We start from the raw sequence: 22,303 nt of genomic DNA on the forward strand, positions 1-22,303 counted from the left end.
GGTGGGCGGTCAGTGCTGTGGGGCGCGCAAAGTTTGGGGCGTTATTTCATGACTTCCATGATCAGATCGCCGACATTGGTCGGGAAGGACGGGTTCGACCGCATCAGCGCGGCGGTCCGCCGACCCTCTTCCAATGTTCTGATCTGGCGGCGCAGTTTGGGTATGTCGGTGGCCGGGGCCGCCAGCCCGAACGCCGGAGCGCCCGGGGTGACCCGGCCGCTGTCCTGTGCCGCCGTCAGGCGCTTTTCACATCGACATGCTGCGTTTTGCGACACCACGCCGCAAGTGGTCTGCACGAAGCGGGTGACCGCCTTGCGGGCGCGGCTCAGCCTTTGCCGATATGCGGCGGCGGAGATCTCGAGCGCCTCTGCCGCCTCGCTGTCGGACATCTCGAACACGTCACCCAGCACATAGGCAATGCGCAGGCTTCGATTAAGGCAGGTCAGCATCGCCAGCGTGCAGCCGATCTTGATCTCTTCGATTGCGATGGCCGTGATGGTGCTGTCGGTCTGGTCGTCGTCGGGGGCGGCGAGCCCGCTTTCCAGATCGTCGGCGAAATCCTTGAAACTCATCCGCATGGCCTCCACGCGGCTGCGCTTGCGCATCCCGACAAGGTGCCGGGACGCGACTTTTAGCGCCCATCCCCCGGCGGCCCGGTCGTCGCGGATTGTGCCGAGGTGGGTGATGATCTTGATGAGAATTTCCTGCGTGGCGTCCTCGGCATCAGCGGGATGCGCAAGCATCCGCATGGCAAGTCCGTAGATCGGGCGCTGCAAGGACTGCACCACCGATGCCAACGCCGCGCGGTCTCCTTGCCGCGCGGCGCTCACCTGTTCGGGATCGAGAATGATCATGCCTCAAGCCGTGCCTGAAGGGACACCAGTTCCTTGGCCAGGGTCTTTTTCTGTTCTTCCAGTGCACCCTCCAGCATTTCGAGAGGTACCGGCGGTGCCATCAGAACGAAGGAGTAGATCGACGTGTCGCTCACATCTTCGGTCACCCGCGAATAGGCCGCCCCCTTTGAGCCATCGGGAAAGGTCATAATCCAATCGACCGTCCCGTGTTCGGCGGAGGCGCGGGTTTCCAGCCGGATGGGAACGGCCCCGTTCGGGGTGACCAGCTCGGCGCTTTCGGCGTCGGCGGATTTGAACGCGTTGGTCCATTTGGGCAAATTCTCGGGGTTGGCGATATAGGCAAACACCTCCGAATGGGGTTTCGCGATGCTGATGGATTGCACGTGGTGGGTTTTCATTTTGTCGTCCTCAGTGACCTGCGCCGGGCCAGTTCCGGCCGCATGTAAAGAAAGAGGCGGCGGTGCGGGAGACTGTGACAAAGAAAGTTGGAAAATTTGGCGACCGGGTACGCGGCCCGGTCAACGCTTGCGATAGGCGGCGGCCTTGGCCCTGTTGCCGCAGACCTCCATCGAGCACCAGCGCCGCTTGTGGTTCTTGCTGATGTCGAGGAAATAAAGCGTGCAGCTCGGCCCTTCGCAATTGCGCACATAGCGGAAATCCGCCTCGGCGATTAGGCGCGCGGCGGCAAACGCGATCCTGACGATCAGATCACGCGGCTCGGTCAGCGGGTGCCTGTCGAGCAGCGTAAGGGGCTGCGCGGTGGAGGCGTCCGATTTCTCGGCAGGTGCGATCTGCAGGAAACGCGGTCCGCGCGCGAGGGTCGTATTGATCTCGGCAATGACGGGATGGCCCACATCGGTCAGCGGGCTGCCGCAGACCTCTTCTATGAAGAGCCGGAACCTGTCGCGGAAGGCGACGATCTCCTGCCGGGCGTCTTCAAGCGCGGGCGCGGTGGCCGCTTGGCGGAAGGTGGCCAGCTCGAACTCCGAGGCAAGCCCCGTCGCGACCAGCCAGTCCAGCAGATCCGGTCCGGTCTCCAGCCAGTCGTAGCGTTCGGATCGCGGCTTCGCGACGCTGTTCAGGAAATCCAGCGCGGGGTTTTCTCCGACGAGGAACGGCGCCGGTCTGGGGTCCTGTGTCATCTGGTCCTGCGTCTCAATAGCAACGGTACGATCGTCTTTGATAACCGTTATTACCAGATTTTACCAGTTACACATTCGCGAACGTCATCACAAAAAAGTAACTGTCAAAAATAGAAATCAAAGGTTAGCTAATAACCATTGAAACGTATTTGACTGGTTATCAATAGTGCAGCATGAACCGATCATCATCGAGCCGCCGCCCCGCCGCATCTTGCCCCTCTTGGAAGGCGTACCTGACCCGTGAACTGCCCGGGACGTTGATTGCCTGGGCAGCCAGCGATCTCTCCTTACCCCTGCCGGCGTGATCTGCCTGCACGGGCTGATGCCGGGTGCCGAGACGCGCATCTTCGATGCCGGTCATTTCGCACTGGAAACCCGCGCCCCGATAACCGGCGCGGCTATCGGCAACGTCTTTGCCCCCTGACCTCAACCAACTGACCTCAACCAACCGACCCCAAACGAAAGGAATGACGCCATGACCAAAATTCTCTATATCGCGGCATCGCCGCGCGGCCTAATGTCCCAATCCGGCGAGCTTGCCGAGGCCTATCTTGCGGCGCGGCAGGCAGCCCAGCCGGATGTTGCCATTGACCGGCTCGAGCTGTGGAACGCTGACCTGCCCGAGTTCGACGGCGACAAGGCGGCGGCGAAGATGACCTTCTTCGGTGTGGGCGATATGGACGCGCCGCGCCAGAGTGCCTGGGACCAGGTGGTCGCCGTCACCAATCGATTCATAGAGGCGGATGAATATGTGCTGTCGGTGCCGATGTGGAACGGCGGCATTCCCTACAAGCTCAAGCAATATATCGACATCATCACCCAGCCCGGCCTGCTGTTCGGCTTCGATCCCGAGGCGGGGTACAGCGGGTTGCTGAGCGGCAAGTCGGCGCGGGTCTTCTATACCTCAGGGGTTTATGCTCCGGGGGCACTCGCCAAATACGGAACCGATCACCATTCGACCTATCTGGGCTGGTGGCTTGACTTCATCGGCGTGAGCCAGATCGAAACCGTCCGGTTCCAGCCTTCACTGCTGACCGCGGACCCGGCCGGAGACCAGATGAAGGCGCTTGAGCGCGCACAGGATCTTCACCTGCAACTGGCCTGATGACAAAGGCTCCGCCCCGGCGCACAACGACGCCGGGGCGGCAGCACGTTGCAGGGCGGCGGTGTAATCGCTGCGCACCGGGTTATCTTTCTTGATCGCGAAATCGAGCGCGCTCGGCAATTCTGGGAAATGCGGGGCCTGGGCGCTCGAAGACGAGGGATCAGGCCATCTGCGCACGCAGGGCTTCGTCGTGCATCAGCGACAGGATCTCGCGCTTGTATTCCATGAACGCCGGCGACGTCAGAACATCGATCCCGCGCGGGCGCCCGATGTCGATGGACAAGGTCTTCTTGAACCGGCCAGGGCGGGCGGACATGACATGCACCTCGTCGCCGAGGAAGACGGCCTCGTCGATATCGTGGGTAATGAACAGCACCGTCTTGCGCTGCTCCTGCCAGATTTCCAGAAGCAGCTCCTGCATCAGCTGCCGGGTCTGGCTGTCGAGAGCGCCGAATGGTTCGTCCATCAGGAGAATGCGCGGATCGTTGGCGAGCGCCCGGGCGAGCGCAACGCGCTGGCGCATGCCACCCGAAAGCTCTTTCGGATAGGATTTCTCGAAACCCTTCAGATGGACGGCGGCAATGAACCTGTCGGCGATGTCCTCATATTCCGACTTCGGCAGGCCTTTCAGCTTCGGGCCGAACATGACGTTCTCGCGCACTGTCAGCCAGGGAAACAGCGTGTAGCTCTGGAACACCATGCCGCGATCGGCCGAAGGACCCAGGATTGGTTTGCCATCAAGGTCGAGCCGGCCGCTGGTCGGCGTTTCCAGCCCGGCGACCAGCCGCAGAAGGGTCGACTTTCCGCAGCCCGAAGGTCCGACGATGACGGAGAAGGTGTTGTGCTCGACATTGAGCGACACATTGTCGAGTGCGAGTACAACGGGCTTGCCCTTGGGCTCGAAACGCACGGTGACGTCTTGGATGCTGAGAAGACTCATGTCGCAGGACCTCAAAAATCGGCGGACCAGGGAAGCAGCCGCTGGCGCAGCCACTTGAAGAGAAAATCGGTCATCAGGCCGAGAATGCCGATGGTGAAGACCCCGAGCAGGATGACGTCGGTAAAGAGGCCGCGCATGGCGTTCAGGATCATGTATCCAAGGCCGCTGTTGGCCGCGACGAGTTCCGCCACCACCAGGTAGGTCCAGGCCCAGCCCATGGTAACGCGAAGATTATCCATGACGCCCGGCATGCAGGCCGGCAGCAGGATGCGCCAGACCACCTGGCCGCGGCTTGCCCCGAGCGTATAGGCACAGTCGATGAGATCCTTGCTGACCCGCGCGGACACGTCGGAGATCAGAATGAGCTGCTGGAAGAAGGTGCCGAGGAAGATGACCATCACCTTCTGCTCGATGCCGATGCCGACCCAGAGGATCAGAAGCGGGATCAGGGCGGAGACCGGAATGTAGCGCATGAAGCCGGTGATCGGCTCAAGCAACGCCTGAACCGCGCGAAAGCTGCCCATCAGGATGCCGAGCGGCACGGCCAGCACCGAGGCCAGCAGGAAGCCGGACAGGATGACCGTCAGGCTGGAGCCCATGTGGCCGAAGAGAGAGAGGTCGCCGACCTGCTCTACCCCGGCGCGCAGGACTTCGACGGGCGTTGCCAGAAAGTCCGGCGGCATGTAGCCGCCGTAAGTGAGCAGGCACCACACAAGCAGCACCGCCACGACGGAGGAAATACTCAGACCGATGTAAAGACCTCGAGAAATTTCCGTTTTCGGCGAAAACAGCGAAGATGTGTTCATGGTGCCTGCTCTGCTGACAAGGGTCGGTATGTTTCGGAAAACGCCTTACTGGACGATGTCTGTGACGACCATCGACTTCGGGTCGGACTCGAGTTTGAAGAGGCCGGCTTCCTCGCCGAGGGCCTTCGCGTCCGAGATGGTGCCGAGGATGCCATCCTCGTTCGCCGGATCCATGAAGGATGCGTTCATGTCACCGTCGTAGAAAACGATGCCGCCCCGGGTTTCGGCAAAGACCGCCGGGTCCTTCAGCCATCCGCCAACGCCCTTGGCCATGATCTCATCGGCTTCCGCCTCGTTTTCCTTCTGCCAATCGACAGCCTTTACCCAGGCACGGTAGAAGGCCTTCAGGTCGTCCTTGCGCTCGCTCAGTGTTTTTTCCGTCGTGACGGCAACGTCGGTGATCAGGCCAGGGGTCGAGGAACTGTCGACCAGCAGTGTGCCATGCTCGGTATCCTTGCCGCGGGTCAGCCACGGTTCCCAGGTGACGGCTGCATCAACCCGGCCGGCCACGAAGGCGGCACCGGCATCGCCGGCGGTCATGTTCTGGGTTTCAATGTCCGCAAGCGTAAGACCTTCGTTTTTCAGGAGCACGCTCAGGAAGAACTGGGAAACGGAGCCTTCGGTGTAGGCGACGGACTTGCCCTTGAGGTCGGCGACCGAGGTGATGTCCTTGTTGGCGACGATGCCATCGCCGCCCGCGCTGTCGTCGAGAGCAAACAGATAGACAAGCGGGCGCTTCGGCGTCGTGAAGGTCAAGACGGTGTCGATGGTGGTCACGGCAACGTCGATGCGGCCAGCGGCAAGGGCCGGCATGCGCGTCTTGACGTCTTCCATGACCAGAAGATCGACATCCAGCCCTTCTTCTTCGAAGAACCCCTTGTCTCTGGCGATATAGAGCGGGCCGTAGCCGACCCACGTCGAGTGGGCGACGGTTAACTTGTCCGCAGCGCTGGCGGGCGACACGGAGAAAGCGGCAAACAGGGCAAGAGCCACGCCGCTGAAGCGGGAGAGGTATCTGTTCATGCTGTTCAACTCCTGAAAGGTTTGATGTTTTTTCTTGTTGTCTCTGGTTGCGAAAACCGGACTTGCGCCGGTTCAGCGCTTTGTTCCCGGCGCCCCGGCAAGGACGCAGAGCAGTTCAAACATGATGGAAACGCCGACCCAGGCCGTTCCACCGGACGTGTCGAAGGGAGGCGACACCTCCACGAGGTCGGCGCCGATCAGGTTGAGACCGTCCAGAAGCCGCACCATCCGCTGGGCCTCGCGGGTGGTGAAGCCACCGATTTCCGGTGTTCCGGTTCCCGGTGCGAAGGCCGGATCGATGCTGTCGATATCGAAGCTGACATAGGTCGGCTTGTCGCCCACGATGGCACGAGCCTCGGCCATGACTTCATTGAGGCCCCGGTCATCGAGTTCCTCGACGCGGATGATCCGGACCCCCTGTTCGAGGCCCCAGACAATGTCCTCGTCGTCATACATGGAGCCACGAATGCCGATCTGCACCACGCGTTTCGGGTCCAGATAGCCGTCCTCGATCGCGCGGCGGAACGGGGTGCCGTGAGTGTATTTGAAGCCGCCGAAATAACTGTCGAAGAGATCCGTATGGGCATCGAAATGGATCATGCCGACCGGCGCGTCCGCGGCCAGCGCCTTCAGGATCGGGTAGGATACCAGGTGGTCGCCGCCGGCGCTGAGCGGCGTGATGCCACGCTGCTTCAGTTTCGAATAGAACCCGGTGATCCGCTCCAATGCGTCTGCGACATCGGCCGGATTGACGGGGGAGTCGCCCAGATCGGCTACATTGCGCATCTCGAAGGGCGCCGCGCCGCTGGTCGGGTGCAGGCGCCGGATCATCGTGGAGAGATCGCGCAGCTGGCGCGGACCGTGGCGCGTGCCCGGCCGGTTCGTTGTGCCGCCGTCCCAGGGAACGCCGACGATGCCGATGTCGACCTCTTCGATGCGCTCGTCATCGAGGCCCAGCAGGGGCAGGCGCATGAAGGTCGGGACACCGGCGTACCTGGGCAGGTCGAAGCCGGAAATCGGCTGGAAAAAGTCGGACATGAACGGCTCCGCTGATTGGGTCACCGGATTATGTTGCCATGCAACATCACGTCCAATAATATCGAATTACAAGAGTAAACGTCCGAAGATTTCAACGTATCATGGTTTCATCCGTTTCCCCCTTGAGCGATGTCGATCTGCGTCAGCTGCGCATCTTCCGGGCCGTGGTCGATCACAACGGCTTCACCGCGGCGCAGGATGAACTCGGCCTGTCCCGTTCCACCATCAGTGCCCAGATGGCCGCACTCGAGACCCGGCTCGGGCTGAAGCTTTGCCACAGGGGCCGCTCCGGGTTTTCCCTGACGGAGCAAGGCCAGAAAATCTACGCCGAGGCGATCAAGTGCTTCGCAGCGCTGGAGAATTTTCGCAAGGAAGTTGGCGTCATGCGCGGCGGGCTCGTCGGCGAACTCAGGATCGGCGCCGTGGATGCACTGGTGGAAAACCCGAAATGCCGCCTATCGGAGACACTGGCGCTGTTCAACGATCGCGTTCCGGATGTCAATCCGACGGTCATGGTGCTCTCGCCCAACCAGCTCGGCAGCGCCCTGATCAACAAACAGATCGAGATTGCCATCGTGGCGAACCAGCCGCTGAATGCGGCTCTCCAGCTCGAAACGCTTTTTCACGAGGAGCAGAACCTGTTCTGCAGCTCCGGTCACGAGCTGTTTCACGCCGAGCCCAAAAGCGTGACGCTGGAGCGCATTTCGACGCTTCCCTATGCCCGGAGGGGGTATACGATCGCCACGGCCTACAATTCCGTCTTCGCCCACCCGCCGACGGCAACCGCCTATTCCATGGAGGGGCTTGCGCATCTCGTGCTGAGCGGCCGTTTCGTCAGTTTCCTGCCCTGCCAGTATGCGGAAAGATGGGTTGAGCGCGGCGAGATGCGTGCACTCCGTCCGGATCTCGTCAGCTTCCAGATCGGCATGTGTGTAGCCCACTACCCTGTGAGCACCCTGTCTCAGGTCGCCGAGATCTTCCGTACATGCCTCATGGAAATGCATGCGCCGCGCCGGAAGAACCGCTGACAGTCTTCGACAAGCTACCGGCGTTCGGCGGCAGAAGGCTCAGGGTATTGCCAAGTCAGTTGCGGTTTCCGCTTACCAAGCGAAAGTTGTCGTCAACGCTGATCCGGACGATGGTCGGATTTGCGCTCAGGCATCGACTGCGTGCGTTTTTGTTGATCGCTCGATCACATCGACCAGCTCCTGGAACGTCAACTGTCCCTTCTCGCTGTTGTTCGGACTGAACAAGTCGTCCGGAAGGCAGCAGTCAAACTCTCTCTCCAGCGCCATGATAATACCCACAACATCAAGGCTGCCAGCTCCCAGTGTCGCCATTGTAGACTCTGGTTTGATGACCCAGCGGGCGAGTCTAAGGGTTTCTGCGACGACGGTTTTCGTGCGCGTTTCCAAGTCAGGCATGTCTTAAAATAGAACTCTCAAAACAAAAAGAAGTAGCTTGGTACAAAGTAACAGCGGGTGACGCAAGGGCATTTTGGGTGTGTGGCGACCAATTTTCCGAAATTTTAACATTGACATAAGCTACAATAGGCCGAGCGCCGATTTTTGACGAACAGGAAACGGAGATGTCGAAACGCAAGCGGCACTCGCCCGAGTTCAATACAACGAACGCGCTGAAAGCCCTGAAGGGTGAGGAGTTTGCGTCGCCTGGTGTGAACCGATAGGCAAAAATGAGTGATCCTGGGAAAACTCTGCTGGGCGCGCTTTTTGGAGCTGCCGTTACAAGTGCAGCGACCATCTACGGAGCCAGCATAGGATATTTCAATCAGGCGCAAACCGGACAGGTTTCTATTCCGGTGACAGCTGCGTCATTCGGAAAAGAAGCCGTTTCGGACATTTTAAAACGCACCAGCATAAAACTCCGGCCAGCAGACTGCTCGGAAACCGATTGCCGGGTCGGTATTCATCTCGCGCGTGAAGCACATCTTCGACCCATCTTTCGCGATATCCCTTCTCTGAAACCAAGGCTCAGGCGATCTTTGACGCTTCCTGCAGGATCGAGAAAATCCCACCTTCGCACATCAAAGCCAGCGGTGGGCCTTTGCATCATCAGGGCCTAGCCGAACAGGGATTTTGCCTCTTCGCTGGTGTAGCGACCGAGCCTGACGTCCTCGGCGACGAGCGCGGGGTCACGGTGGTCGGGGTCGCCATAGCCGCCGCCGCCCGGCGTTCCGACACGCACTCGGTCTCCTGGGGTCAGTGGGATGTCCTGAGCCTTGGAGAGATGCTCCGGCACCATGGCCTTGCCGTCTTGCCAGACGGTGACGGAATTCGGTTTTCCGTCCTTACCGCCCAGGGCGCCTTGCGGCCCGAAACGGCCGTGATCCATCACGAAGCTTGCCGTCGCGTGTCCACGCAGGAGTTCGATCTCATAGTCGAGGCCGAAACCGCCACGGTGCTTGCCCGCCCCACCGGATCCTTCGCGAAGCGCATATCGGTGATAGAGCACGGGAAACTGCTGCTCCATGATCTCCACCGGCGGCGCTTTTGAAATCCCGATGGTGGAACAGCCGTTTGACAGGCCGTCGTGATCGGAGTTGCCGCCATATCCGCCGCCGGAAATCTGGTACATGACAAAGCTGCGATTGTGCGCCGGGTCGAAACCTCCGAGGGCGAAGTTGCCGGAGCTGCCGGCCGGCGCTGCCGTGACGCGGTCCGGCAGGGCCGCGACAAGGGCGGCGAAGACCGCTTCCGCAATGCGCTGACTGACTTCAGCGGCGCAGCCGGACACCGGCCGCGGATATTGCGCATCCAGAAAAGTACCTTCCGGCCGGAGGACTTTCAGCGGCTCGAAGGCCCCGGCACTGATCGGCACGTCCGGGAAGATGTGGCGCATGGCGAGATAGACCGAGGAGAGCGTTGTCGCGAGAACCGAATTCATCGGCCCCATGCAGGGCTTGGAAGATCCGGTAAAATCGAACGTCAGTTCACCGTCCTGCGCCGTGATCGCCAACCTGATCTCGAGCGGTTCGTTGACCACCCCGTCACTGTCCACATAGGCGATGGAGGTGTAGGTCCCGTCCGGAATGAGGCGGACATTGGCCCGCATCTGGTCTGCCGCCCGCTGGCGCAACTCGGCAATGGCCTCCTTCACGACACCGTCGCCATAGCGGTCGAGGATCCGATTGAGCCGTTCTTCGCCGACAAGTAGGGCCGCCGCCTGTGCCTTCACGTCGCCAATGCGCTGTTCGGATACCCGAATGTTCGAGCAGATGATGGAATAGATCTCCCCATCCAGTTTGCCCTTTTTGAAGAGACGAACGGGCGGCAGTCTCAAGCCTTCCTGCTCGACAGAAGTCGCGGAGGCCGAGAACCCGCCGGGCACGGCGCCGCCAGTGTCGGGCCAGTGGCCGGTGTTGGACAGCCAGCAGAAGATTTCGCCATCGCGGTAGAATGGCATGGCGAAACGCACATCCATCAGATGGGTTCCGCCGAGATAGGGATCGTTGACGATGTAGATGTCCCCGGGCTCGGGTGCCGGCACCCGTCCGTCCCCGATCATTTCTATCAGCGTTCGGGTTGAATACTGCATCGTGCCGACAAAGACGGGCAGACCGCCCGCCCCTTGCGAGATCAGCGATCCGTCTTCGGCCGAATAGATGCCGTCGGAGCGGTCATTGGCCTCGGCAATCACCGGGGAAAAGGCTGCGCGGGAAAAACTCAGGTCCATCTCGTCGCAGACCTGCTGCAGACCCGACTGGATGACGCTGAGAGTTATCGGATCGATGGTCATGCGCCTGCTCCCAGTTCGATGATGATGTTGCCGTCGGCGTCCTGGACCGCCTTGTCACCCGGATCGATGACGATGGTTGTGTCCATCTGCTCCACGATGGCAGGCCCCTGGATTTCAGCAGCAAGCGGGAGATGGTCGCGCCAGTAGATCGGCGTCTCGACCAGCCCGTTGAACCAGACCTGACGATGGCCGGTCAGGGCCTCTTCAAGCTTGTTCTTGCGCTCGGCCGGATCGATCAGCAGCGAGAGGTCTATTTCGGCGCGCCGTCCGATAACCGAACAATTGACGTTGACGAGGCTTGCCTTGATCTCCGGCAGTTCCACCCGGAAGCGGTTGAAATAGGCTTCTTCGAACAGTTTTTGAAGCTCCTCGAGCGTTGGCCGGGGCCCGGAGAGCGGGACGCGCAGCAAATGGGTCTGGCCGATGAACTGCATGTCGACGGAATAGATTTCCCGCAGCTCCTCGATCTCGACCTTTTCCTTTTCGATCAAGGCGCGGCCTTCCGCCGCCTGCTGGTCGAAAAGCGCATGCACCGCGCCGATGTCCAGCTCGGCCAGCGGTTTGTTGACCGTGTTCACAAAGTCATGACGCAGATCCGCCACGACACAGCCGAGAGCATTCGTGATGCCCGGACGGGAGGGGACGAGCACGCGCGGAACGCCAAGCTCGCGCGCGATTGCAGTCGCGTGCAGAGGACCGGCGCCCCCGAAAGCAAAGAGGGCGTAGTCGCGTGGGTCTTCTCCGAGGCTCACCGACACCATGCGCACCGCATCCGCCATGCGGGTGTTGGCGATACGCAGAACGGCGGCGGCAGCTTCGCGCGCGCCGAGACCGAGTGGTTGTCCGAGCTTTTCGGCAAAGATGGCCTCGATATCGGCAAGGACGACCGTGCCGGAAACCGAGTTGAGCTTTTCCGGGTTCATCCGCCCGAGCAGAAGATTGGCATCGGAGATCGTCGGGTCTTCGCCGCCCCGCCCATAGCAGATCGGACCCGGTGTGGACCCGGCGCTTTCCGGTCCGACCTGGAGGAGGCCCGCTTCGGTGATCCGGGCAATGGACCCGCCACCGGCGCCAACCGTGCGCACGTCGACCATGGGCACATGGATCGGCATGGCATATTCGATTTCAATCTCGTTCGAGACAGCCGGTTCGGCATTGCGGATCAGTGCGACATCGGTCGAGGTGCCGCCCATGTCGTAGGTCAGAAGGTTCGGAATGCCAGCTCGCCGGCCGGTGTAGGCGGCGGCCATGACCCCTGAGGCCGGCCCTGACATGACGGTCTTGGCTGCTTCCATCGCCACGCGCCGGGCCGACACCATGCCGCCATTGCCGTTCATCACCAAGACATCGTGGCGGTAGCCTTTTTCCGATAGCTGATCTGCCAGCCGGTCGACATAGCGGCGCAGCAGCGGCTGGACGGAGGCGTTGATCGCGGCCGTCACGCCGCGTTCGAACTCGCGGCTTTCGGACAGGAGGGAATGCCCCAACGTGATATTGTCGTTTGGCCAGAGTTCAGCGGCAATCTCCCCTGCCCGCTGTTCGTGTGCCGGGTTGGCGTAGGAATGCAGAAAATGAATGACGAGCGCTTCGCAGCCTTCGTCCAGGAGACGCTTCACGGCGTCCCGGAAAGCCGCTTCGTCCAGGGCGAGGCGGACAGTACCGTCCGCGTAGAGACGTTCTGGAACTTCAAGGCGAAGATCGCGCGGTATCACCGGCTTGAACTCGCCTTTCATTCCGTAGGGATTTGGCCGGGTCCTACGGCCCAGTTCAAGCACGTCCCGAAAACCTTCCGTGGTGATCATGCCTGTCTTGCACAGGGTGCGTTCCAGCACGGCATTGGTGGTGGTCGTTGTGCCGTGCACGATCAGGTCCAGCGTTCGCAGGTCCGTCTCCGCCAGTTCGAGCGCCTTGAGGACACCATAGGCCTGATTGTCCAGCGTGGTCGGTGTCTTGGCGAGCCGGACCGTCCTGGAGCGGGAGTCGTATAGGACAAGATCGGTGAAGGTTCCGCCCACATCGATGCCGACGACATTCGATGTTTCCGCGCTTTCCGGTGTGTCGGGAGCTGGAGCGATTGACGGGTACAGGCTCATGGAAATTTCAATCCAATAGAGAGATTGGCAGGGACGTTACGGAGAGCGGTCAAGCGCCGGCCGTAACTTTGTCGGGTGCTGTTCGGGACCGGATAGCGGCCAGGACCTTGTCCGGCGTCGCTGGCAGATGAGAAACCCGCGCGCCGCAGGCGTCCTTGATCGCGTTGAGGATCGCCGGGGCGGTCGGAATCAGGCAATGCTCGCCCAGGCCCTTCGCGCCATAGGGTCCGTGTTCGTCGCCGGTTTCCAGAATAAGCGTCTCGATCGGGGGGACGTCTCCGATGGTCGGGATCAGGTAGTCGTGGAGGTTTTCCGTGCGGCCCGGAAGGAATTCTTCCATCAGGGCCAGTCCGATGCCCTGGGCAACACCGCCCTGAACCTGGCCTTCCACGAGCAACGGGTTGATGGCCTTGCCGACATCATGGGCCGCGGTGATTTTCAGGAGATTGACCGTGCCTAATGCAAGATCCACCTCCAGCTCCACCATCTGCGCTGTCGTGCCGAACACCGCATAGGGAGAACCCTGTCCGTTTTCATCAAGCGGCAAGGTGGGGGGGTCGTAGGATTCCACGGCTTCCAGAACATAGTCCCCGTTATCGGGTTCCAGCATGGGCAGGGAAATCCGGCGTTCACCGGCGGCGTCGCTCACGCGGATTTCGCCCGCGCCGAATTCAAGTTCGGCGGCTTCGGAAACATTGGCAAGTCGCAGGATCCGCGCACGCAACGCTTCGCCGCAGAGGCGGGCGGCATTGCCGGTGATGAATGTCTGGCGGCTCGCCGAGGTCTTGCCGGCATCAGGGGTCAGATCGGTGTCCGGTCCGACAATCCGGATCTGCGGAACGGGAACGCCAAGCGCCGTCGCGAAAATCTGCGTGATCACGGTGTTGGAGCCCTGACCGATATCGGTCGCGCCCTGATGAAGAACGACTTCACCGGCAGCCGTCACGCCGGCGCGGATCGTGGAAGGGTTCGACATTGAAGTGTTGCCGCAGCCGTACCACCCACCGGCAATGCCGACACCGCGGCGCCTGGGTCCGCCCTTGGCATTGACCTCGTTTGCCTCCGCGAGCGCTCGATCCCATTGGGTTTTGAGCGCATCGAGACAGTCGCCGATGCCCATTCCGGTTTCGAACACCTGTCCCGTGACCGTCGGATCGCCGTTGCGCAGAGCGTTCTTCCGGCGGAACTCGAGCCGATCGATGCCGAGCGCATTGGCGAGGTCGTCATAGAGCGGCTCCTGGGCCAGCGCGGATTGCGGCACGCCAAAGCCCCGGAAGGCTCCGGATGGGGCAGTGTTGGTATGAATTCCGGCACTGCGGGCGACATAATTCGGTGTCTTGTAGGGACCCGACGCGTGGATGGGCACTCGGTTGGCAACGGTCGGACCCCAGCTCGCATAGGCCCCCGTGTTGAAGACGCCGTCGAATTCGGCGGCAACGATGTTTCCGTCTGCGTCCGCTCCAACCCGCATGGTGATTTCGGATGGGTGGCGCTTGGTGGATGTGGCAATGGATTCCGCGCGGCTGTAGGTGACACGCACCGGCCTGTCCAGCAGCCAGGCAGCCAGAGCCACAAAGGGCTGGGCCGTCAGATCGAGCTTGGAGCCGAAGCCGCCGCCGACCGCTGTCGGTATGATACGCACCGCATTCGGCGGCAGCCCGAGGAGAATTGCCAGCCCTTCCTTGTTCATGACCGGGGCCTGGGTGCAGCAATGCACCTCGATCCGGTCTCCGGTGCGGCGGGCGAAGGCCGCTTCCGGCTCGATGTAGCCGTGTTCGATAAACCCGGTTGAAAACGACCCTTCCGCCACGACGGCCGCAGTGGCCAGGGCGGGCCCGGGATCCCCGCGTTTGACAAAACCGCGGCACATGACGTTTTGCGCGCGACCTTCATGGAGATCCGCAATCCCGGCGGCTTCCTCAGGAACCAGCGCATGGGAGAGCGGCGTGAATTTGACGGGAAAGGCTGTCAGGTCGAGGCCGTTGACGAGATCGGCCGGCCCGACGATTGCCGCGACGGCTTCCCCCTTGAAGCGCGTTTCCGTCTCGGCAAACATGGGTTGGTCCTCGAAGCCCGGGATCACGCCGAAGCAGTTCGTGCCCGGCACATCCCTGGCCGTCAGGACGAGATCGAGACCGGTTTGGGTTCTGTAGGCCTCAATGTCTCCCAGTTCGAAGGTGGCGTGGTGATAAGGCGAACGCACCACGCGCAGGGTGAGCGTATCTGCCGGGGCCACGTCGTCGCCAAACTTCTCGGTCCCCTTGACTTTCGGCAATCCGTCGACCCGGGCCATCGGCGTGCCGACACCGCCAACAGGCGCTTCGACCGAATTGCCGGCATCAAGTACCGCGTCAATGATCTTGCGATAGCCTGTGCAGCGACAAAGAACGCCGCCGAGCGCATCCTTGACGGCTTCTTCCGTCGGCGTCTGCTGCCGGCGAAGCAACCCGATGGCGGAGACCATCATGCCGGGCGTGCAGATGCCGCATTGCGCGGCCTGATGGCGCTGAAAGGCGGCGGCAAGGGCTTTTCCGGTCTCGTCGTTTGCAACCAGTCCCGCCTGGGTCTCGACCGTTGCCCCGTCGACCTGACCGAGTGCAGTGGTGCAGGCACAGACGGGATTTCCGTCGATCAGTACGGTGCAGGCGCCGCAGTCACCTGCATCACAGCCGACCTTGACGTCTTTGGCATAGGCCCTTTCCCGCAGAGCATAAGAGAGCCGTTCGGCGGGAGGTCCGTCAATGCGAACCGCGTGCCCGTTCAGTTGGAAAGTGACGCCTTGCAGCTCGTCGAACTCAGTCAGAGCCATGCTTATCTCCCCTCCTGCGCCGCCATAAGAACAGCGCGCCCGATCAATTCACGAACAGCGATCAGCCGGTAGTCCGCCGGGGCCCGTACGTCGTCTATCGGGGCAAGCGGTGCGAGGTCGACGTCCTTCAGGCACGCCTTTACCTCTGTCGGTTCTGCCGGTGTACCTGCCAGTGCCGCTTCCACGGACGGCAGGCGCCGGGCGACCTGAGAGCACGATCCGACGGCAACTGAAATTTCCGAAATCTTTCCGTCGTCCGCACAGTCCAGAGCGACCGCCACCATGGCAATCGAAATGACCAGATAGCGCCGGGCACCGAGTTTCAGGAAAGCGGAGTGGCACCCCGTTTTTTCAGGAACGAGAACGGCGGTGACGATTTCACCGGGCTGTAGAACGGTGCGGCGTACGCCCGTGATGAAGCGTTCAAGCGGCACGCGCCGGACACCTGCCGGCCCGGCGATCTCGACGTCGGCATCGAGCGCCAGAAGCGGCGGTACGCCGTCGGCCGCCGGGGAGGCATTGCAGAGATTGCCCGCGATCGTGCCGGCATTCTGGATCTGGATGGAACCCACTTCCCGCGCGGCCTGCTGCAGGGCAAGGAACTGTGCCGGCAGGTCTGCGTCCCGGATGTCCGACCAGCTTGTCGTTGCGCCGAAACGCCAGGCGCCGTCTGATCTTGATATGCCGTTGAGAGACTTGATCCGGCACAGGTCGACGACCGGTTCCGCCGTCGTCTTTCCCGCGAGGGCCGGAAAGAAATCCGTTCCTCCAGCCAGCAACCTGACCGGTTCTTCGGACAGCAAATGCAAGGCGGCTTCGAGTGTCTCGGGTCTATGGAATTGCATCGCGTCCTCAATGCATTTCATTAGCATACAAACGAATTAGAGCTGCAACGAAGAACACTGTCAAGCAAACTGATGCGGAATTCTGATTAAATTCTGAACACGCATTTTTTGTTTGCTTTCTTTGAAAAGTTTGTTTGTATACTAACAATAATGAAGCCGCTTTCCAGCGTTCTAACAGCCAGGAGACCGCACCCGTGTCTGAAGCCCTCGACATTGTAACCCCCATTCTGGCCGGAAACCCTTCGCCATTTCCCGTGCCTGCCGGTTGTTACGCCCTCACAGTCCAGGACGTGCAGCATTACACGGACAGTCTGTTTCGGTTCAGGGTGACACGTCCGATGCAGTTCCGCTTCCGGTCCGGCGAATTCGTCATGATCGGCTTGCCGAATGCCGAAAAACCGGTGTTCAGAGCCTATTCCGTCGCCAGCCCTTCCTGGGACGAGGAATTGGAATTCTTTTCCATTAAAGTGCCGGACGGCCCCCTGACCGAACATTTGCAGAAAATTCGCCCCGGCGACACGGTGCTCATGCGCAAGAAGTCGACAGGAACGCTTGTCAACGATGCCCTGTTGCCGGGAAAGCGGGTCTGGATGTTCTCAACCGGAACCGGCATTGCCCCCTTTGCTAGCCTGATCAGGGATCCGGAGACTTACGACAAGTTCGATCAGGTCGTGCTCACCCATGGCTGCCGCACGATCGCCGAACTGAAATACGGCGAAGACCTTGTCGCCGGCCTGCGCGAGGATCCGCTGGTCGGCGATCTCGTGCGGGACAAGCTGATCCACTACACCACCGTGACCCGGGAAGACTTTGCCCGCCAGGGCAGGATCACGGACCTGATCACTTCCGGCAAGCTTTTTGCCGATCTTGGCCTGCGACGCATGGGGCCGGAAGAAGACCGCGCCATGATCTGCGGCTCCATGGCCATGCTGAAGGACACCAAAGACCTGTGCCTCAGCCATGGGCTGGAGGAAGGGGCGAACAACAAGCCCGCGCAGTTCGTGGTGGAACGTGCCTTCGTCGACTGACGAATTGATGGATTTTGCAGCATGGCTGCTCAGCATATCATCGCAGGCAATGTGCAATTCGCATTGACACCATTTTTGGAAATATGTTTGCATACTAACAAATGCAGCGTGGCATTTAAGGAGTCACAACGTTGACTGTCGCCGATGGCAAACCTGAAAAGATCCGCTGTGATGCGTGTCCGGTCATGTGTTACATCGCCGAAGGCCGGGCGGGAGCCTGCGACCGCTATGCCAATGACAACGGCCAGCTTGTCCGCCTCGATCCGCTGACGATTCTGGAAAAGGCGGAAGCCGCCGGTGGCGAGATCGTGCCCTTCCTGGAGAAGGAATGGGATGGTGACATCCTGCCGCCGAAGAACAATTTCGTCACTGCCATCGGTGCCGGCACAACCTATCCGGACTACAAGCCCGCCCCCTTCATCGTCTCTTCCGAAGTTGACGACGTGGACATGATCACCGTGGTGACCGAGGGCATTTTCAGCTACTGCGGCGTCAAACTGAAAATCGATACGGACCGGCATCTGGGTACGGAATGCGCCCCTGTCAGGGCGGACGGCGAAGTTGTCGGCCATGTGACCACGTCCGAGTACGGCAGCCAGATGCTTTCCCTCGGTGGTGTCCACCACCTGACCGGTGGTTCCAAGAAGGAAGGCCGCCTTACCTGCTCCACGATGCTGGCGCTGTGCAACGGCGAGGAAGTCGGTCTGGAGATCGATGGCGGCGCGGAGCTGCGGGTTCAGGCGGGCAAGCCACCAGTCATTAATGGCCAGCTCGAGGAGCGCATGCGCGTCGGCTGCGGCTCGGCCACCGTCGGCATGTTCGCTGCCCAGTGGAAAGGTCTGGTCGACGAAGTGGTTGTTGTCGACGACCACATCACCGGCGTGATGTCGGAGCACCAGGCAGGCAAGGTTATCGGCTGGCAGTCGACAGGCCTCAAGATCAAGGGCCGGCGCTCCACACCCGGCCGTTATTTTCAGGTTGCGGAACCCGGCACCGGCTGGGGCGGAACCAACCTGCAGGATCCTCTTGCGATCATCGACAAGTTCGACCCGAAGTCTGCAAGGCCCGGCCTGTCGCTCCTGATGGTTTCGACCACCGGCGAACACTCCGCCTACTACGAACTGGATGAAGACCTGGTTCCGGTCCAGAAGGAGATGCCCGAGCGTCTGCAGCCTTCGGTCAAGCGGATCGAGGAGAACTGCGAACCGGCACTGACGTCGGTCCTATTCATGGCGGGGGCCGGTGGATCTCTGCGTTCGGGCGTGACCGAGCATCCGGTCGGCCTGACCCGCTCAGTCCAGAATTCGCTCACTTATGTCAGTTGTGGTGGCGCGCCGGTCTACATCTGGCCGGGCGGTGGCATCACCTTCATGGCAGATGTCACCCGCATGCCGAAAAATGCCTTCGGCTATGTGCCCACCCCTGCCCTGGTCGCCCCTATCGAATTCACCATGCGGGCCGACGACTACCGCGCGCTCGGTGGCCACATGGACTTTGTCATGCCGCTTTCTGAAGCCCTCACCGGCAAGACCGGGCGGCAGAACGATCACATATTGAAAGGCCGACGCGGTGTGTCGCCTGCCGGTGACAATCCCTGGCCGACGGGCTCAGGGAACTACCCCTGGAAGCGGGGGGGCGGATGACAAGGGCGATTCAGCTGGAAACCGCCACGGCGAACCTGCTTCCGGATGCACGCCGGCTGCACCTGCAGCACGGCCCGATCGATCTGGTCGTGGAAGCCTGCGGAGAGCCCGGCGAGGTTGCTGAAGCCTATCGCCGTGCCCGGGCGGCATTCGAAACCGTCCTGCAGGACCTGGTGGGTGAGATATCCCGATTGCGGTCGCCGGACGGGCCAGCGCCGAAGGGGCGGATTGCAAGGGCCATGTGGGCGGCAACCTCCGCCTACGCCCCGGACTTCATCACGCCTATGGCAGCGGTCGCCGGCAGCGTTGCCGATCATATCCTCAAGGAATTGCTCAAGGGGCGCTCTCTCGGGCGCGCCTATGTCAACAACGGCGGCGACATTGCCCTGCATCTGGCCGAGGGCTCCTTCCGGATCGGCATCTGCGACGATCCGGTAACCGGGGTCTCTGGCGGTGTCGTCCACCTTCGTCCGGAGGACGGGATCGGCGGGATCGCCACGAGCGGATGGCGCGGACGGTCCCATTCCCTGGGCATTGCAGACGCAGTGACCGTGCTGGCGAAAACGGCGGCTGAGGCCGATGCCGCCGCCACCATGATCGCCAACAGGGTCGATCTTCCCGGTAACGTCAAGATCGAGCGCGAAGCCGCCTCCCGACTTTCTCCCGACAGCGATCTTGGCGATCTTGCCGTGACCACAGGCGTCGGTCCGTTGTCACCGGACGAAATTCAGATTGCGCTGGAGGGCGGCGTAAAAGCCGCGCACAGCTATCTGGCAGGCGGCCTTTTCAGTGCAGCCTATCTGGCGCTTGCCGGGGAACGGTGTACCGTTGCCGCGACACCCGGAGCCGGCGTTCACCAATACGAAATAAGAAATATGAGGGAGGCTGTCTGTGCCTGAACCGATCCTGCGCAAAACCGCAATCATTCTTGAAGAAATTTTCCACGAAGGCGGACCGGCGGCGGAAACTCCACTGAAGCGCGCAGCCATGCTCTGCGTCATCAAGAACCCCTTTGCAGGCGCCTATGTCGAGGACATTGCCGGTTTCATGGATGACCTCAAGCCGCTCGGCGTCGATATGGCCAGGAAACTGGTCGATATCCTCGGCGGCGATGCGGGGGTCGTCGAGGGCTATGGCAAGGGCGCGATCGTCGGCACTGCGGGCGAACTGGAACACGGAGCCCTGTGGCATGTGCCCGGCGGCTATTCCATGCGGGAAATCCTGCCGTCTTCTAATGCCATTGTGCCGTCCACCAAGAAACTCGGTGGACCGGGTACCCGGCTGGATGTACCGATCACCCATTGCAACGCCTCCTATGTGCGCTCCCACTTCGACGCGATGGAAGTGGGGCTTGCCGACGGACCCAAGGCGGATGAAATCCTGCTCGTGCTGGTCATGACCACCGGGCCGCGCATACACGCACGTGTCGGCGGGCTGAAAGCGTCTGAAATCAAGGGAGAAGACGGCCTCAGATGACCGCGCGCGTCCGCAAAATCCTGACCTTCATGGAAACCGTTCAGCGGGAAGCCGGCAGGCCGGTCTCGCCGCCTGCGGTTCGGATTTGCTGCGCCGCCGTCATCGCCAATCCCTACGCCGGAACCTATGTCGAAGACCTGTCGGAGCTGATGGATATCGGCGCGCAGATGGGAAATCTTCTGGCGCGGCGCTGCCTGGATCTGAGCGGGCTTCGGCCGGAGGAAATTCAAAGCTTCGGCAAGGCCGCCATGGTCGGCGAAGCCGGCGAGATCGAACATGCCGCTGCCCTGTTGCATCCGCGCCTCGGCGCTCCGCTCAGGGATGTTCTGGGGGGTGGCAAGGCGCTGGTGCCCTCGTCTAAAAAGTTGGGTGGCCCGGGTGACACGCTGGATGTGCCGCTCGGGCACAAGGACGCCGCTTACGTGCGGTCCCACTTCGATGGAATGCCTATTCGGGTGAATGACGCGCCGAGAGCCGGAGAAATTCTGGTGGCCATTGCCCTGGCACCGACGGGCCGACCGCTGCCACGCGTGGGCGGGCTAAAGCATGAAGACGCAACAGGAGCTGATGGTTTGAGATAGCCATCTTTTGAAGAGGGAGAGCCATGGAATTCGTACGAAACGCCTGGTATGTCGCCGGATGGTCCTCGGAAATCGACGAGGAACTGCGCCGCTTCACGATCCTTGGTGAGCACATCGTGATGTATCGCACGTCCGATGGTTCCGTCGCCGCCCTCGAGGACCGCTGTCCGCACCGGCTGCTTCCGCTTTCCCTCGGCAAGCGGATCGGCGACGACATCCAGTGCGGCTATCACGGCATGACCTTCGATTGCAGCGGCAAATGCGTGCGCATTCCGGGTCAGAGCAACCTCCCCGCCTCCGCCTATGTCGAGGCCTTTCCCGTCCATGAGCGCCATGACATCGTCTGGATCTGGATGGGTGACAGGGACAAGGCCGATCCGGACGAGATCTTCGACATGCCCGAATTCGATGATCCGGCTTGGGCGGTGCATCAGGGCGATGCACTTCATCTTCAGTCCAACTACCTCAATGTCGCGGAAAACCTCGTCGACCCCGCCCACGTCAGCTTTGTTCATCCGACAACGCTCGGAAATGCGTCTTCGGAAAACGTGCCTGTTCATGTCTCCACCGAGGGCAAGGCCATTGTCGCCTGGCGCTGGATCAGGGACTCCGAGCCGATCGGTTTCTTCAAGACCTTCGGCCGGTTCACCGAGAACGTCGACCGCTGGCACTACTACTATCTCTATACGCCCTGCACCGCCGTGATCGATTTCGGCTGCGCCCCGGCGAAGGACAATATCGCCGAGGAAGACCGCAACGACGGCAACCGTATCTTCGCACTGCATTTCATCACGCCGGTCACGGAGAGCTATTCGATCGACCGCTGGATGCATATCCGCAACACGGCGATCGACGATGAATCCGCATCTGAGAGCATGGATGCCATGTTTCGCATCGCCTTCCAGGAGGATAAGGACGTACTTGAGGCAATCCAGCGTGAGGAAGACCGGCCGTCCAAGCGCAGGCCGATCCGTATCGCCATCGACAAGGGACCGATGGTGTATCGCAAGCGCATAAACGAAATGATCGAACGGGAACGGACGCAGGACCTGGCGTCCAGTCCGACCCCGGCGTTCGTCTATCACGACTGACCTGACCAGAAGCCGGATGAACCGGCCGGGTTTTCGCGGAATACCGATAAAGAGCAGCTGACAAGGCTGCCGT

Annotated in this window: 20 protein-coding genes; 8 read left to right on the forward strand and 12 right to left on the reverse strand. The window is 61.3% G+C overall.

Annotation, left to right across the window (positions count from 1 at the left end; genetic code table 11):
- Positions 1–41 precede the first annotated feature (41 nt).
- The 3 genes from AC2A6O_RS15895 to AC2A6O_RS15905 form a co-directional block, all read right to left on the reverse strand.
- Complete coding sequence (locus AC2A6O_RS15895) at positions 42–854, reverse strand: RNA polymerase sigma factor (protein WP_498928475.1); 813 nt, start codon at positions 852–854, stop codon at positions 42–44.
- Entirely contained in the window at positions 851–1,252 is a 402-nt protein-coding gene (locus tag AC2A6O_RS15900) for a hypothetical protein (RefSeq protein ID WP_498928477.1), read from the reverse strand. The genes AC2A6O_RS15895 and AC2A6O_RS15900 overlap by 4 nt, the downstream gene beginning before the upstream one ends.
- A gap of 120 nt (positions 1,253–1,372) precedes the next feature.
- A complete protein-coding gene (locus AC2A6O_RS15905; RefSeq protein WP_498928479.1) occupies positions 1,373–1,996 on the reverse strand; it encodes a CGNR zinc finger domain-containing protein in 624 nt (207 codons plus the stop codon).
- A 475-nt stretch (positions 1,997–2,471) separates the two neighbouring features.
- Here AC2A6O_RS15905 and AC2A6O_RS15910 point away from each other — a divergent pair, with 475 nt between their 5' ends.
- Positions 2,472–3,101 (forward strand): FMN-dependent NADH-azoreductase, encoded by a 630-nt coding sequence (locus tag AC2A6O_RS15910; RefSeq protein ID WP_498928481.1) that lies wholly within the window; start codon positions 2,472–2,474, stop codon positions 3,099–3,101.
- A 160-nt stretch (positions 3,102–3,261) separates the two neighbouring features.
- Here the strand turns inward: AC2A6O_RS15910 and AC2A6O_RS15915 are convergent, their stop codons facing one another.
- The 4 genes from AC2A6O_RS15915 to speB all read right to left on the reverse strand — a co-directional run bounded on the left by AC2A6O_RS15915 (position 3,262) and on the right by speB (position 6,908).
- On the reverse strand, positions 3,262–4,041 hold the full coding sequence (locus tag AC2A6O_RS15915; RefSeq protein WP_148587629.1) for an ABC transporter ATP-binding protein: 780 nt from the start codon (positions 4,039–4,041) through the stop codon (positions 3,262–3,264).
- 11 nt (positions 4,042–4,052) lie between these two features.
- Positions 4,053–4,847: an ABC transporter permease gene (locus AC2A6O_RS15920; protein ID WP_148587628.1), complete on the reverse strand. Its 795-nt coding sequence runs from the start codon at positions 4,845–4,847 to the stop codon at positions 4,053–4,055.
- A 45-nt stretch (positions 4,848–4,892) separates the two neighbouring features.
- Entirely contained in the window at positions 4,893–5,870 is a 978-nt protein-coding gene (locus AC2A6O_RS15925; RefSeq protein WP_498928483.1) for an ABC transporter substrate-binding protein, read from the reverse strand.
- Positions 5,871–5,942: 72 nt separating this feature from the next.
- On the reverse strand, positions 5,943–6,908 hold the full coding sequence (speB, locus tag AC2A6O_RS15930) for an agmatinase (RefSeq protein ID WP_498928485.1): 966 nt from the start codon (positions 6,906–6,908) through the stop codon (positions 5,943–5,945).
- A gap of 101 nt (positions 6,909–7,009) precedes the next feature.
- On the opposite strand from speB, the gene AC2A6O_RS15935 reads away from it, so the two are divergent.
- Positions 7,010–7,936, forward strand: a complete 927-nt coding sequence (locus AC2A6O_RS15935) for a LysR family transcriptional regulator (protein WP_148587625.1) — start codon at positions 7,010–7,012, stop codon at positions 7,934–7,936.
- A 126-nt stretch (positions 7,937–8,062) separates the two neighbouring features.
- Here AC2A6O_RS15935 and AC2A6O_RS15940 read toward each other — a convergent pair whose 3' ends face one another.
- From AC2A6O_RS15940 to AC2A6O_RS15960, 5 genes are all read right to left on the reverse strand, one after another.
- Complete coding sequence (locus AC2A6O_RS15940; RefSeq protein WP_498928487.1) at positions 8,063–8,323, reverse strand: phosphopantetheine-binding protein; 261 nt, start codon at positions 8,321–8,323, stop codon at positions 8,063–8,065.
- A 664-nt stretch (positions 8,324–8,987) separates the two neighbouring features.
- Positions 8,988–10,664: a hydantoinase B/oxoprolinase family protein gene (locus tag AC2A6O_RS15945; protein ID WP_498928489.1), complete on the reverse strand. Its 1,677-nt coding sequence runs from the start codon at positions 10,662–10,664 to the stop codon at positions 8,988–8,990.
- Positions 10,661–12,757, reverse strand: a complete 2,097-nt coding sequence (locus AC2A6O_RS15950; protein WP_498928491.1) for a hydantoinase/oxoprolinase family protein — start codon at positions 12,755–12,757, stop codon at positions 10,661–10,663. The genes AC2A6O_RS15945 and AC2A6O_RS15950 overlap by 4 nt, the downstream gene beginning before the upstream one ends.
- Before the next feature lie 49 nt (positions 12,758–12,806).
- Positions 12,807–15,566, reverse strand: a complete 2,760-nt coding sequence (locus tag AC2A6O_RS15955) for a molybdopterin-dependent oxidoreductase (RefSeq protein ID WP_498928493.1) — start codon at positions 15,564–15,566, stop codon at positions 12,807–12,809.
- A gap of 2 nt (positions 15,567–15,568) precedes the next feature.
- Complete coding sequence (locus AC2A6O_RS15960; RefSeq protein WP_498928495.1) at positions 15,569–16,411, reverse strand: FAD binding domain-containing protein; 843 nt, start codon at positions 16,409–16,411, stop codon at positions 15,569–15,571.
- Positions 16,412–16,638: 227 nt separating this feature from the next.
- Between AC2A6O_RS15960 and AC2A6O_RS15965 the strand changes: the two genes are divergently transcribed.
- The 6 genes from AC2A6O_RS15965 to AC2A6O_RS15990 all read left to right on the forward strand — a co-directional run bounded on the left by AC2A6O_RS15965 (position 16,639) and on the right by AC2A6O_RS15990 (position 22,230).
- On the forward strand, positions 16,639–17,439 hold the full coding sequence (locus AC2A6O_RS15965; RefSeq protein WP_498928746.1) for a ferredoxin--NADP reductase: 801 nt from the start codon (positions 16,639–16,641) through the stop codon (positions 17,437–17,439).
- Positions 17,440–17,624: 185 nt separating this feature from the next.
- Positions 17,625–19,082 carry a 6-hydroxynicotinate reductase gene (locus tag AC2A6O_RS15970; protein WP_498928748.1) on the forward strand — a complete coding sequence of 486 codons (1,458 nt, stop codon included), beginning with the start codon at positions 17,625–17,627 and terminating at the stop codon, positions 19,080–19,082.
- A complete protein-coding gene (locus tag AC2A6O_RS15975; RefSeq protein ID WP_498928497.1) occupies positions 19,079–19,981 on the forward strand; it encodes a UPF0280 family protein in 903 nt (300 codons plus the stop codon). Before AC2A6O_RS15970 ends, AC2A6O_RS15975 begins: the two co-directional genes overlap by 4 nt.
- On the forward strand, positions 19,974–20,558 hold the full coding sequence (locus tag AC2A6O_RS15980) for an amino acid synthesis family protein (protein WP_148587617.1): 585 nt from the start codon (positions 19,974–19,976) through the stop codon (positions 20,556–20,558). Before AC2A6O_RS15975 ends, AC2A6O_RS15980 begins: the two co-directional genes overlap by 8 nt.
- Positions 20,555–21,139: an amino acid synthesis family protein gene (locus tag AC2A6O_RS15985; protein WP_498928499.1), complete on the forward strand. Its 585-nt coding sequence runs from the start codon at positions 20,555–20,557 to the stop codon at positions 21,137–21,139. The genes AC2A6O_RS15980 and AC2A6O_RS15985 overlap by 4 nt, the downstream gene beginning before the upstream one ends.
- A gap of 23 nt (positions 21,140–21,162) precedes the next feature.
- On the forward strand, positions 21,163–22,230 hold the full coding sequence (locus AC2A6O_RS15990; RefSeq protein ID WP_498928501.1) for an aromatic ring-hydroxylating dioxygenase subunit alpha: 1,068 nt from the start codon (positions 21,163–21,165) through the stop codon (positions 22,228–22,230).
- The last annotated feature ends 73 nt before the right edge of the window (positions 22,231–22,303 follow it).

The sequence above is a fragment of the Labrenzia sp. ATLA3 genome (assembly GCF_057180185.1).

Excerpts from the sequence above, each read along its gene's own strand:
- AC2A6O_RS15955 (WP_498928493.1), bottom strand. The coding sequence starts at position 15,566 with ATGGCTCTGACTGAGTTCGACGAGCTGCAAGGCGTCACTTTCCAACTG.
- AC2A6O_RS15950 (WP_498928491.1), bottom strand. The coding sequence starts at position 12,757 with ATGAGCCTGTACCCGTCAATCGCTCCAGCTCCCGACACACCGGAAAGC.
- AC2A6O_RS15975 (WP_498928497.1), top strand. The coding sequence starts at position 19,079 with ATGACAAGGGCGATTCAGCTGGAAACCGCCACGGCGAACCTGCTTCCG.
- AC2A6O_RS15900 (WP_498928477.1), bottom strand. The coding sequence starts at position 1,252 with ATGAAAACCCACCACGTGCAATCCATCAGCATCGCGAAACCCCATTCG.
- AC2A6O_RS15920 (WP_148587628.1), bottom strand. The coding sequence starts at position 4,847 with ATGAACACATCTTCGCTGTTTTCGCCGAAAACGGAAATTTCTCGAGGT.
- AC2A6O_RS15915 (WP_148587629.1), bottom strand. The coding sequence starts at position 4,041 with ATGAGTCTTCTCAGCATCCAAGACGTCACCGTGCGTTTCGAGCCCAAG.
- AC2A6O_RS15905 (WP_498928479.1), bottom strand. The coding sequence starts at position 1,996 with ATGACACAGGACCCCAGACCGGCGCCGTTCCTCGTCGGAGAAAACCCC.
- AC2A6O_RS15960 (WP_498928495.1), bottom strand. The coding sequence starts at position 16,411 with ATGCAATTCCATAGACCCGAGACACTCGAAGCCGCCTTGCATTTGCTG.
- AC2A6O_RS15935 (WP_148587625.1), top strand. The coding sequence starts at position 7,010 with ATGGTTTCATCCGTTTCCCCCTTGAGCGATGTCGATCTGCGTCAGCTG.
- AC2A6O_RS15970 (WP_498928748.1), top strand. The coding sequence starts at position 17,625 with ATGTGTTACATCGCCGAAGGCCGGGCGGGAGCCTGCGACCGCTATGCC.
- AC2A6O_RS15895 (WP_498928475.1), bottom strand. The coding sequence starts at position 854 with ATGATCATTCTCGATCCCGAACAGGTGAGCGCCGCGCGGCAAGGAGAC.
- AC2A6O_RS15945 (WP_498928489.1), bottom strand. The coding sequence starts at position 10,664 with ATGACCATCGATCCGATAACTCTCAGCGTCATCCAGTCGGGTCTGCAG.
- AC2A6O_RS15910 (WP_498928481.1), top strand. The coding sequence starts at position 2,472 with ATGACCAAAATTCTCTATATCGCGGCATCGCCGCGCGGCCTAATGTCC.
- AC2A6O_RS15990 (WP_498928501.1), top strand. The coding sequence starts at position 21,163 with ATGGAATTCGTACGAAACGCCTGGTATGTCGCCGGATGGTCCTCGGAA.
- AC2A6O_RS15985 (WP_498928499.1), top strand. The coding sequence starts at position 20,555 with ATGACCGCGCGCGTCCGCAAAATCCTGACCTTCATGGAAACCGTTCAG.
- speB (WP_498928485.1), bottom strand. The coding sequence starts at position 6,908 with ATGTCCGACTTTTTCCAGCCGATTTCCGGCTTCGACCTGCCCAGGTAC.
- AC2A6O_RS15925 (WP_498928483.1), bottom strand. The coding sequence starts at position 5,870 with ATGAACAGATACCTCTCCCGCTTCAGCGGCGTGGCTCTTGCCCTGTTT.